This window comes from Streptomyces sp. NPDC088246, from assembly GCF_044741025.1.
In the GTDB taxonomy this organism is placed as follows: domain Bacteria; phylum Actinomycetota; class Actinomycetes; order Streptomycetales; family Streptomycetaceae; genus Streptomyces.
The window spans coordinates 561,059-572,772 of sequence record NZ_JBIURV010000001.1 but is presented as its reverse complement, the minus strand read 5'-3'; the positions used below and the strand labels follow the sequence as shown (position 1 = coordinate 572,772).

6 protein-coding genes, 1 tRNA gene and 1 pseudogene are annotated in these 11,714 nt (G+C 70.4%); 1 reads left to right on the top strand and 7 read right to left on the bottom strand.

Features of this window, described 5'->3' with window-relative positions:
• Window positions 1-118: 118 nt before the first annotated feature.
• From ACIPEK_RS02550 to leuS, 6 genes are all read right to left on the bottom strand, one after another.
• Window positions 119-1,003 (bottom strand): YceI family protein, encoded by an 885-nt coding sequence (locus tag ACIPEK_RS02550; protein WP_383070339.1) that lies wholly within the window; start codon window positions 1,001-1,003, stop codon window positions 119-121.
• Window positions 1,004-1,250: 247 nt separating this feature from the next.
• Entirely contained in the window at window positions 1,251-3,824 is a 2,574-nt protein-coding gene (locus ACIPEK_RS02545) for a ComEC/Rec2 family competence protein (protein ID WP_401989762.1), read from the bottom strand.
• Window positions 3,821-4,471: a helix-hairpin-helix domain-containing protein gene (locus tag ACIPEK_RS02540; RefSeq protein WP_401989760.1), complete on the bottom strand. Its 651-nt coding sequence runs from the start codon at window positions 4,469-4,471 to the stop codon at window positions 3,821-3,823. The genes ACIPEK_RS02545 and ACIPEK_RS02540 overlap by 4 nt, the downstream gene beginning before the upstream one ends.
• A 542-nt stretch (window positions 4,472-5,013) precedes the next feature.
• Window positions 5,014-5,859, bottom strand: coding sequence for a DegV family protein (locus ACIPEK_RS02535; protein ID WP_383070345.1), 846 nt, complete (start codon window positions 5,857-5,859; stop codon window positions 5,014-5,016).
• 132 nt (window positions 5,860-5,991) lie between these two features.
• Window positions 5,992-6,717: a hypothetical protein gene (locus tag ACIPEK_RS02530; RefSeq protein WP_383070347.1), complete on the bottom strand. Its 726-nt coding sequence runs from the start codon at window positions 6,715-6,717 to the stop codon at window positions 5,992-5,994.
• Between the two features lie 198 nt (window positions 6,718-6,915).
• Complete coding sequence (leuS, locus tag ACIPEK_RS02525; protein ID WP_383070349.1) at window positions 6,916-9,789, bottom strand: leucine--tRNA ligase; 2,874 nt, start codon at window positions 9,787-9,789, stop codon at window positions 6,916-6,918.
• A 442-nt stretch (window positions 9,790-10,231) separates the two neighbouring features.
• On the opposite strand from leuS, the pseudogene ACIPEK_RS02520 reads away from it, so the two are divergent.
• Window positions 10,232-11,474, top strand: a pseudogene (locus ACIPEK_RS02520) (NADH-ubiquinone oxidoreductase-F iron-sulfur binding region domain-containing protein).
• A gap of 60 nt (window positions 11,475-11,534) precedes the next feature.
• On the opposite strand, the gene ACIPEK_RS02515 reads toward ACIPEK_RS02520, so the two are convergent.
• A tRNA-Ala gene (locus tag ACIPEK_RS02515) sits at window positions 11,535-11,607 on the bottom strand.
• Window positions 11,608-11,714 lie beyond the last annotated feature (107 nt).

Sequence of the window (11,714 nt, the reverse complement as noted above, 5' to 3'; positions counted from 1 at the left end):
TCGACACACCCCACCCAACGCCACAACACCGGCCCGGGACACCCCCGGAACGGTCACGCCATACGAATCAACGACCCGCGAAGTCCGGGCCTAGAAGGGCGCCGAGGCACCCAGGGGCTCAGCCCTTGGGGACGATCTGGATGTCCATGTCGATGGAGATGCTGGAGCCGACGGCCGCGATGCCGCGGGCCAGCATGGTCTGCCAGGTGAGGGTGAAGTCCTCGCGGTGCAGCTCCGTGGTGGCCCGGCAGGCGGCGCGGGTCTCGCCCTCCAAGCCGTTGCCCACGCCGAGGTACTGGGTGTCCAGCGTGACCGTACGGCTGACGCCATGCAGTGTGAGCGCTCCGGTCACACCCCAGCGGGTGCCGCCGCGGTGGACGAAGCGATCGCTGTAGAACTCCAGCGTCGGATAGCGCCCGACGTCGAGGAAGTCGCTGGAGCGCAGATGGTCGTCGCGCATCTGGACATTCGTGTCGATCGACGCGGCATCGATGATCACGTGCATGGCCGATTTCTCCATGCGGTCGGCGATCCGGACAGCACCGGCGAAGGTGTTGAACCGGCCGTGGATGCGCGCCATGCCGATGTGCCGGGCCGTGAAGCCGATCTGCGAGTGCATCGGTTCGACCTCCCACTCGCCGGGGTCGGGCAGCTGCGGGGGCGCGGACAGTTGCAGGGTCACATCGCCGAGGCTCGCATGGCCTCCCTCGACGACCGTGGCCGCGCCGTGGAACGGGGTGAAGCCCTCAGCCGTGACGGCCAGCCGGTATTCGCCGGCCGGGACGGTGGCAAGGACATTGCCGTACGGGTCCGTCTCACCCCCGAAGACCTTGCGGCCCACTCTGTCCGTGACCACGAACTCGGCTTGCTGCACGATCTCGTTGACGGGGTCGAGCACTCGGCAACTGAGCACTCCCGCAGTGCGCGGCACCTCAAGTCCCGTGAGGGCGTTGCCCCGCGCGACACCCGTCGCTCCCCTGCTTCCCAGCCAACGGCCGAACATCTTCTACCTACCCCCGGGGGCGATTCACCTTGGGGCCTGACGGCTGGACGTCCTCGTCGGAGCAGCGGCCCACCGACGAGCATGCATTCGATCACCATTGTGGCGTTCGAGGCAAACAGAGCAGCTCGCAAGGGCTTGGGTAGAGGTGTTACCGAAGGTCCGAATTGACTGCTCCACCTGTGCGCGCCACTCATTCTGTGCGCATCACTCAGTCGCATTCTGTGCACGTCACTCATTCGGACAGTGCTCATGGCTGACCCACCGCCCGCAGCCCCCGCCCTGCACCCGTCACGGCGATCGCGCCGTCGGTGTCCGTACGCAGCACCACCGCGCCGCCGGCTCTGAGCGCATCGACGGTGCGCGCGGCCGGGTGACCGTACGGGTTGTCCCTGCCCACGCTCACCAGGGCGAGTCTCGGGTACGCGCTGCGCAGCAGAGCGGGGTCCTGGTGGGCGGAGCCGTGATGGGCGACCTTGAGAACGTCCACCCGTGGCAGCGCGGGATATCTGCGCAACAGCCCCTGCTGGGCCGGAGGTTCGAGGTCGCCCAGGAGCAACAGGGTCAGCCCGCCGGACCGGACGTACAGGGTGACACTGGCGTCATTCGGCTCCTGCGGTACGGGCCCGGCCCCCGGGACCGCCGATGCACCGCCCGCCCCCGTGCCGCCTGCCGGCCAGAGGACCCGCCAGTCGAGCGCCCCGATCCGGCGGCGTTCACCGGGGACGGCCCGCACCAGGGGGATGCCCGACGCGGCAGCCGTTCTCCGTACGAACGCGACCTGGTCCGACGGTTCGTCCAGGCTCGTCGTCTGAATCGCCCCCACCGCTCTGCCCCGCAGCACACCGGGCAGCCCCCGTACATGGTCCGCGTGGAAGTGCGTGAGGACCAGGAGCGGTACCTCGGTGATGCCCAGGTCGCGCAGGCACCGGTCGGCGAGCCGGGGATCGGGACCGGTGTCGACGACCACACCCGTGCCGTCCCCCGCGGCCAGCACCAGGGCGTCGCCCTGCCCCACGTCGCACATCGCGAACACCCAGTCCGGCGGCGGCCATCCAGTCAGTACCCGGGTGAGCGGCACCGGGCGCAGCACCGCAAGGATCAGCAGCAGCGCGGCGGCCGAACAGACCCAGGGGTGGCGCACGATACGACGGGCGAACAGCACCACCAGAGCTGTCAGCGCGGTGAGCAGCAGCGCGCCCTTCCCGCCGTCGGGCCAGTCGATCTCCGCCCCGGGCAGGGCCGCCCCGGTGCGGGCCACCGAGGCGATCCACCCGGTCGGCCAACCCGCGATCCGGGCGAGCAGCTCTGCCACCGGCATGGCCACCGGCGCCAGGGCGAGCGCGGCGAACCCGAGGACCGTGGCCGGCGCCACCGCGAACTCGGCCAGCAGATTGCACGGGATCGCCACCAGGCTGACCCGGGAGGCGAGCAGCACGACGACCGGTGCGCACACCGCCTGCGCCGCGGCGGCCGCGGCCAGTGCCTCGGCGAGCCTGGGCGGAACCCGGCGCCGTCGCAGCGCGTCGCTCCACTTCGGGGCGATGGTGAGCAGGGCGCCGGTGGCCAGGACGGAGAGGACGAAGCCGTAACTGCGCGCCATCCACGGGTCGTACAGCACCAGCAGCAGAACCGCGGCGGCCAGCGCGGGGATCAGTGATCTGCGGCGCCCCGTGCCGATGGCGAGCAGGGTGATCAGTCCGCAGGCCGCGGACCGCAGTACGCTCGGCTCGGGTCGGCAGACGATGACGAAGGCGAGTGTGAGCCCGCCGCCGAGCAAGGCCGTCATTCTCAGCGAGATCCCCAACCGGGGCGCCAGACCGCGCCGTTCGACGCGCGACGCTGTGCCCGGCGGTCCGATCAGGATGACGAGCAGGATCGCCAGGTTGGCACCGGAGACCGCCATCAGGTGGGTGAGGTCGGCCGCCTGGAAGGCATCGTGCAGTTCGGGGGTGACCCGTGAGGTGTCGCCGACCACGAGGCCCGGCACAAGCGCCCGCGCATCGGGATCCAGCCGCTCGGTCGCCTGCCGCAGACCACCACGCAGAGCGCCCGCCGTGCGCTGGAGAAAGGAAGGTGGCCCGGTGATGCGGGGCGGGCCTTTGCCCTCGGGCCGCAGTACGGCGGCGTTGCGCTCCCCTTCGTGCATCGGCGGCGCCAGTCGGCCGCCGATGTGCAGTTGCGCGGAAGGAAGCAACTGCTGCCACCGGGCCATCGCTCCGCCGGGCGAGACGATCAGCAGTACCGGCGTACGCAACCGGGTGACCGCACCGTCGGGTCCGGTCAGCCGCGTGATCTCGGCGTCCATGAGGAGCGAGGCGGGCGTGCTGTGGTCGCCTCTCACCCGGGGCCGGGTCTGCCGGGCGTCGGACGTCACCGTCACCTCCGCCTCGACCCTCGCGAACCGCTGGGCCAGCCCATGAACCGGCCCCTGCCGTACGTCCGCGCCGTGCAACCCGGCCGACGCAGCCCCGGCCGCCGCACAGAGCAGCGCCGCAGCAGTGGCGGTCGCGGTGGTGTGCGGCGGCCGCCGGTGGCGCACCGCGCTCCCGTCGTCCGTCGCCCCTCCCATGGCGTCGGCCGACAGCCTGCACCTCGCACGGGCCGCCGATACTCCCGACATCGCCAGGAGCACCATGGCTGCGCCGATGCAGAGCATTACGCCCGCCGTCGTCCACCGCCCCGGCGCACTCAGCGCGAGCGCCGCTCCGGCCCAGGCCGCCATGGCCGGCGGGACCAGCCGGAGGTCGACCGGGCCCTCCTGCCGCGGGTCGGAGACACCCAGCCTCCGGCCCGACGCCGCATGGACGTCCGGGGGGCTCATGGCCCCACCAGCGGTTGGAGGTCGGCGAACCGGCGGTCACCGATCCCGTTGACCTCGCGGAGCTCATCGACGGAACGGAAACCGCCGTGCTGTGTGCGGTAGTCGACGATGTGCTGGGCGAGAACCGGGCCGACACCAGGCAGGGTGTCCAGTTGTTCGACGGTCGCGCGATTGAGGCTGACCGGTCCGGTCGTGGGGCTGCCGCTGCCGCCCGGAGCGGCTCCTCCCGCACTGCCGGCGACAGGAGGACCGGGCGGGGCGCCCACCACGATCTGTTCCCCGTCCATGAGCACCCGCGCCCGGTTGATCCCGGTGAGGTCGACACCCGGCCGGGCTCCGCCCGCCGCACGCAGCGCATCGGCGACCCTTGCACCGGAAGGCAGTTGATGGATTCCCGGCATTCGCACCTTCCCGCTCACATCGACCACGATGTGCCCGCCCGGCCCCGTCGTCGGTGGCGGCCCCGGTGACGGCTCGGACACTCCGGCACCATCCGTCACCGGGCCCGAAGTCCTGGCGTGCGCGGCCTCGTTGATCGGATCAGGAGCACGTACGGAGTGGGGGCGCGCAGACCAGAAATGCGCCGCGGCGAAGACTGCGGCCGCGATCAGCACAACGGCCAGTGCGGCAAGGGTTCTTGGCTCCAAACCACATCTGAGCTGCAGCCACACCGGAATCCGCTCCCGTAGTGCCGGAACCAGCCTCTCCCATCGCCCCGTCACCCTGGAGACCTGCGCCGGGGTCGGGGTCGAGGGCGAAAGCGGGGCCGGGGCCGGCGCAGGAGCGTTAGCCGGAGCGGCACTTGGCGTCGAGGGCGGGCTCGGGGCCGAGACCTGAGCGGGAGCCGAAGCCACCCCCAGCACAGGCCGCGCGACCCGTCCGCCGTACGCACCTCCCATGAGGGCGTCCGCCCGACGGCGCGAAGCCGCCGCTACGACGTCAGCACGCCCGCGCGACGACTGTCGCCGTCCGGGTCCGAGGCCGGGACCGCCACGGGCGCGCCCGTCCGAGGCCGGGGCGCGGCCGGGGCCGCTTCCGCTTCCGCTGGTTGCACGATGTGATCGGGGAGCCATGCCTCACGACGGTAGGCACATCCGTCCGAACCCGCTGAGCAGGTCCAATTTCGGTGGACAACCTACCAGTTGTGGATAACTCGACCCCCCCGAGGGGTGACGTCGGCAAACCGGCTTCAGCGTGGCGAAACCACTGCCCCGAGCAGACCGGGCCCGGTGTGCGCGCCGATCACCGCGCCTACCTCGCTGACGTGCAGATCGACCAGACCCGGCACCCGCTCACGCAGCCGCTCGGCGAGCCGCTCGGCCCGCTCGGGTGCCGCCAGGTGATGCACGGCGATGTCCACCCGGCTGCTGCCCGCCCGTTCCGCGACGATCTCCTCCAGACGCGCGATCGCCTTCGAGGCCGTCCGTACCTTCTCCAGCAGTTCGATACGGCCGCCGTCCAGCTGGAGCAGCGGCTTCACGGCGAGCGCCGATCCCAGCAGAGCCTGCGCGGCACCGATACGACCGCCGCGGCGCAGATAGTCCAGCGTGTCGACGTAGAAGTACGCGGAGGTGCCCGCTGCCCGCTTCTCCGCGGCTGCGACCGCCTCGTCCAGGCTGCCGCCCGCCTCTGCCGTCTCCGCCGCCGCCAGGGCGCAGAATCCGAGGGCCATGGCGACCATCCCGGTGTCCACCACCCGCACCGGAACCGGTGCGTCCTTCGCCGCGAGCAGAGCCGCGTCGTACGTACCCGAGATCTCGGCCGAGAGGTGCAGCGAGACGATGCCGGTGGCTCCGGTCCCGGCCACCGCCCGGTATGCGGCGGCGAAGACCTCCGGGCTGGGCCGGGAAGTCGTCACGGGGCGACGCTTCTGGAGTGCCACCGCAAGGGAACGGGCCGAGATCTCGGTGCCGTCCTCCAGAGCCTGATCACCGAGGACGACGGTCAGCGGCACCGCGGTGATGCCGTGCCGCTCCATCGCCTCGGGCGGCAGGTAGGCCGTGGAATCGGTGACGATCGCGACATGGCGGGACATGAGCGGGAGGTTACCTGGCGAGTCTGCGGCTCGGCAGTCCGACCCCGACCGAATGATCGCTCCCGATCGCTTCGGACCGCTTCCTGTCACCGCCGGTCATCGAACGCCGCGCCGCCGGTCATCGAACGCCTATCAGTTCGTCGTTTCGGGCCGAGCTGCCTTCTGCCACGGGTATTCGGTCTGCCGTCGCGGATCCGGAGCCGTGATCGCCTGTGCCACATCATCGGCCGGCCCACCCCCCTGACCTTGCCGCTGCCTCTGGTCGCGCCCGTCGCCCTGCGGCTTCCCCTGCCTGCGAACCGGCTCGTCCGGCTCCACCGTCCAGTGGCGCAGCGCCCCGGCCTCCACATCGATCTGCGCATTCAGCGCGTCCAGATCGTCGTCGGCGAACTGCCGCGCCCGGTCCCGCACGGCCCACCGCAGCGAATCCGCAGAGTGCGTGATCCGCTCCGTACGCTGCTTCAGTCCCGGCAGCAGCGAGGCGGCCGTCGCCCGGTCGGGCTCGCGCTCCAGTTTCTTCAGCTCGTCGTCCAGCTCGTGCCCGTGCACACTCAGCCGCTGGAAGAGGCCCAGTGACTCCGAGAGCGAGGCGTCCTCGGCAACTCCCGACTGCAACGCCTCCTGCGTGGCCCGCATGGATGTGCGCAGCGCGAGCCGCAGCTGTGCCAGTTCTCCTCCCACACCCGCCTGGCCATAGCTCTTCGCCCGCAGCGTGGTGTCCTCGACGGTTCTGCGCGCCTGGGTGATCGTACGGTCGACACCTCGCTTCGCCGCACCGATGGCCTTGACGCCCACGTACACGCCCAGGGCCATGAAGGCGAAAAAGAGCAACCCCAGAATCAGGATCACGGCTTCCATGAGCGCCCCTCGGATATCGTTTCGGCTGCCGGGTGCCGGCCCCTCCACCGTAAACGGAAAGGGCAGGCCGCGGGTTCCTTCGGAACCCCCAACCTGCCCGTAGGGGAAGGCCCCCACACCGCCGTACAGCATTCAACGGTTACGCGACGACCGTCACGCGGGGACGATGAGCACCCTCGCGCGGAACGATCAGCGGCGTCACGCCGGGACGATATTGACCAGCTTCGGCGCGCGCACGATCACCTTGCGGATGCCCGCACCGTCCAGCGCCGCGACCACGGCCGGGTCGGCCAGGGCCAGTGCTTCCAGCTCCTCGTCCGCGATCGACGGGGAGATCTCCAGGCGAGCCTTGACCTTGCCCTTGACCTGCACGACGCAGGTCACGGTCTCGTCCACGACGTACGCCGGGTCGGCGACCGGGAAGTCCTGGTGCACGACCGACTCGGTGTGGCCCAGTCGGCGCCACAGCTCCTCCGCGATGTGCGGCGCCAGCGGCGCCACCAGCAGCACCAGCGACTCGGCGACGCTCCGGGACAGCGGGCCGCCCGCCTTGGTCAGGTGGTTGTTCAGCTCGGTGACCTTGGCGATGGCCGTGTTGAAGCGCATGCCGGCCATGTCCTGGCCGACCCCGTCGATCGCCTTGTGCAGCGCCCGCAGCGTCTCCTCGCCCGGCTCCGTGTCGACGACGGTGACCTCACCGGTCTCCTCGTCCACGACGTTGCGCCACAGCCGCTGCAGCAGCCGGTACTGACCGACGACAGCACGCGTGTCCCACGGCCGCGACACGTCCAGGGGGCCCATCGCCATCTCGTACAGGCGCAGCGTGTCGGCACCGTACTCGGCGCAGATCTCGTCCGGCGTGACGGCGTTCTTCAGGGACTTACCCATCTTGCCCAGGACGCGGCTGACCTTTTCGCCCTGGTAGTAGAACTTTCCGTCCCGCTCCTCGACCTCGGCCGCCGGGACCGCGATGCCGCGGCTGTCCCGGTAGACGAACGCCTGGATCATGCCCTGGTTGTACAGCTTGTGGAACGGCTCGGCGGACGAGATGTACCCCAGGTCGTGCAGCACCTTGGACCAGAAACGGGCGTACAGCAGGTGCAGTACGGCGTGCTCGGCGCCGCCGACGTACAGGTCGACACCACCGGTCGGCTGCCCCTCGCGCGGGCCCATCCAGTACTGCTCGATCGCCGGGTCGACCAGCTGCCGGTCGTTGTTCGGGTCCAGGTAGCGCAGTTCGTACCAGCAGGAGCCCGCCCAGTTGGGCATGGTGTTGGTCTCGCGGCGGTACTTCTTCGGGCCGTTGCCGTCGCCCAGGTCCAGGGTGACGTTGACCCAGTCGGCGTTCCGGGACAGCGGGGTCTCGGGCTGGGTGTCGGCGTCCTCGGGGTCGAAGGTGCGCGGCGAGTAGTCGTCGACCTCCGGCAGTTCCAGGGGCAGCATCGACTCGGGCAGCGGGTGGGCGATGCCGTCCTCGTCGTAGACGATCGGGAAGGGCTCGCCCCAGTAGCGCTGGCGGCTGAACAGCCAGTCGCGCAGCCGGAAGTTGACGGTGCCCTCACCGACGCCGTGCGCCTTCAGCCACTCGGTGATCTTCGCCTTGGCGTCGACGACGCCCAGACCGTCCAGCGAGATCTCGTCATTGGCGGAGTTGACCAGCTTCGCTTCGTACGAGGCGAAGGCGTCGTCCCAAGTCGAGGGGTCCGTGCCTCGGTCGTCCGACGGCTCGACGACACAGCGCATCGGCAGCTCGAAGGCGCGCGCGAAGGCGAAGTCGCGCGCATCGTGCGCTGGTACGGCCATGATCGCGCCGGTGCCGTAACCCATCAGGACGTAGTCGGCGATGAAGACGGGCACCTTCTCGCCGCTGACCGGGTTGGTCGCGTACGCACCGGTGAAGACACCGGTCTTGTCCTTGGCCTCGGCCTGGCGCTCCACGTCGGACTTGGCGGCGGCCAGCTTGCGGTACGCGGTGACGGCCTCGGCCGGGGACGCGTGCCCGCCGGTCCACACCGGGTGGGTGCCCTCGGGCCAGGCAGCCGGAATGATCCGCTCGACCAGCTCGTGCTCGGGCGCCAGCACCATGTAGGTGGCACCGAACAGGGTGTCCTGGCGAGTGGTGAAGACGGTGATGCCGCCCGCACCGTCGACCGGGAAGTCGACGCGTGCGCCTTCGGAACGCCCGATCCAGTTGCGCTGCTGCAGCTTGATGGCCTCGGGCCAGTCCAGCCCGTCCAGGTCGTTCAGCAGCCGGTCGGCGTAGGCGGTGATGCGCATGTTCCACTGGCGCAGCTTGGCCTTGAAGACGGGGAAGTTGCCCCGCTCGGAGCGGCCGTCGGCCGTCACCTCTTCATTGGCCAGTACGGTGCCCAGGCCCGGCGACCAGTTGACCGGCGCGTCGGATGCGTACGCCAGGCGGTACTCGCCCAGGACGTCCGCGCGCTCGGTGGCGCTCAGTACGCTCCAGTCACGGCCGTCCGGGGTGGGACGCGAACCGCTCTCGAACTGCGCGACCAGCTCGGCGACCGGGCGGGCCCGGTCGGCCTCGGTGTCGTACCAGGAGTTGAAGATCTGCAGGAAGATCCACTGCGTCCACTTGTAGTACTCCGACTCGATCGTGGCGAACGAGCGGCGCTTGTCGTGGCCCAGGCCCAGCCGGCGCAGCTGGGCAGTCATGTTCTCGATGTTGGCCTCGGTGGAGACCCGCGGGTGCGTGCCGGTCTGTACGGCGTACTGCTCCGCGGGCAGGCCGAAGGCATCGAAGCCCAGGGTGTGCAGCACGTTGTGCCCGGTCATCCGCTGGTGGCGGGCGAAGACATCGGTGGCGATGTAGCCCAGCGGGTGACCGACGTGCAGGCCCGCACCCGAGGGGTACGGGAACATGTCCATGATGAACTTCTTCGGCTTGGCGGCCAGTTCCGGATTGCCCGCCAGGTCACCGGTCGGATTCGGCGCCTCGTACGTGCCCTCGGCGTCCCAGAAGTCCTGCCAGCGTGCCTCGATGTCGGCGGCCATCGCCGCCGTGTAGCGGTGCGGCGCAGCCGTCTCGGCTGCGGAATTCGTCTCGCTCATGATCCTCAAAGCTCCATCGATCGTCATCTGCCGGCGCCCACGTCTACGGAAACGCGTCTACGGAAACGAAAAATCCCCTCGCACAGGAGGGGACGCCGCGCCGATTCCGACCAGGCATTCTCACCGGTCGGGACTGATCAGCGCGGCTCGCTAAGCAGAAGGCGTACGGCACGCATGGCGTCAGGGTACCGCACGGGCCCGGAACCGGTCCGGGCGCGGCCGGTCCGTGGACGGGACGGGGGAGCGGCCGCACGACGGAACGTCCGGGAAGCCGGGGGTCACTCCGCGTACCGCCCTGTACCGGGGCAACCGATCAAAGCCCGTACTGGCCGGTATGGAGCGACTTAGCATGCCGCAAGGGGACCGCTTTGCCGAACTATCCGGAGTCGCCCCCCTGAACCCTCATCGCAAGATCCGCTCATCCCCCACCATGAGCCCGGGCATGAGCCGCCCCATGCAGGCCGGACCGACCGTCGCCGTGCTGGTGCTCATCCCCCTGCTCGCCGTCACGGGGAGCGACGACTTGCGCGCCGCACTCGACTTCACGAGCGGCGTCCCCACACTGGTCTCGCTCACCGCCGCGGTGGGCTGGGGTCTGCTGGCCACCGACCGGCTGTTCCTCTCCTCGCGGCAGCGGCTGCTCGCTCAGGGCGTGCACCGGGCCGCTGCCGCTGCCTCGCTCTGCTTCCTGCCGCTCCATGTCGCCGTGAAGGTCGCGCTCGGGCATGTGGCGCTGACCGGCGCGCTCATACCGTTCGGCCTCGGTGTGCACGGGACAGCGGGACTGATCGGCTTCGGCTCGCTGGCCGGACTGTTGACGGTGGTCGCCGCCGCGACCGGCGCACTGCGCAGCGCCTTTGCGGCCCCCAGCAGGATCGCGGGCCGCTGGCGTGCTCTGCATGCGCTGTGCTACCCGGCGTGGTGCGCGGCATTGGTACACGGCCTGTACGCGGGCCGACCGCCGCGGCCTGGGTCGTGGATGGCCTCGCACGACGCCGTGGTGTCCCGGGAGTCCCTGGACGCGCCGGCGGCGCGCTGGGAGCGGGAGCGATCCTGCCGATCAGGCCCGAGAGCTGCCCGCTCGGCGAGTCCCTGCGGGTGACGAACTGGCTCGCCGCCGAGACTGCGGGCCAGTGCGGTCCGTGCAAACTGGGGCTGCCGGCCGCGGCGGGCTGTCCGACGTGCCGAACGGCGTCGGGCCCGCGGCCCGGGAGGCGCTGCGTGAAGTGACCCGGACAGTGAGGGGCCGGGGCGCATGCAAGCATCCGGACGGCTCGGCGCGCATTCTGACCTCGACGCTGTCCGCCTTCACGGACGACCTGGCGGCACATGTCCTGGACAGCGGCTGCGGCCGCGAGACGCTCGGGGTCCTACCCCTGCCCCTGCCCGCGCCTGGCCGGCAAGGCCTGGAGGAGTCCATTCCGAGTGGTGGGCGGCTGGCGGTGGACTGGACGCTCCGCCAGGGCCACGGGCTCTGGCGGACATCGTCCCTGAGTTGATCGGGCTGGGCCCCGACGGTTACCCGGCGCTCGCGGACGCAGCGGTTCCGATGCATCTGAGGGGCGCGCACAGCGCGCAGTGCGCCGGTGTCCCGCGCTGGCGCTCCGCTTCGAGAGGAGGCGGCGGAACGCCCCGCGCTGCTGCCGGCCATCGGCCGGAAGGCCCTTGGCAGCGGCCGCAATTGACGTACGAACACGAGAAGCGGGTCACCCTGTGAGGATGACCCGCTTCTCATTTCTCCACTGTGGAGCTAAGGAGAATTGAACTCCTGACCTCCTGCATGCCATGCAGGCGCTCTACCAACTGAGCTATAGCCCCGTGCTGTGTGCCGCCCGGTTCCCCGTGGCGACATCGAGAACATTACCGGTGACCCCGCCACTCCACCAAATCGTTTCCCGCCTGCACGGCTTTGACCGAATTTGCGG

Bases quoted from the DNA above. Each gene is read 5' to 3' on its own strand.
- leuS (WP_383070349.1), bottom strand. From the start codon at position 9,789: ATGAGCGAGACGAATTCCGCAGCCGAGACGGCTGCGCCGCACCGCTAC.
- ACIPEK_RS02530 (WP_383070347.1), bottom strand. From the start codon at position 6,717: ATGGAAGCCGTGATCCTGATTCTGGGGTTGCTCTTTTTCGCCTTCATG.
- ACIPEK_RS02550 (WP_383070339.1), bottom strand. From the start codon at position 1,003: ATGTTCGGCCGTTGGCTGGGAAGCAGGGGAGCGACGGGTGTCGCGCGG.
- ACIPEK_RS02535 (WP_383070345.1), bottom strand. From the start codon at position 5,859: ATGTCCCGCCATGTCGCGATCGTCACCGATTCCACGGCCTACCTGCCG.
- ACIPEK_RS02545 (WP_401989762.1), bottom strand. From the start codon at position 3,824: ATGAGCCCCCCGGACGTCCATGCGGCGTCGGGCCGGAGGCTGGGTGTC.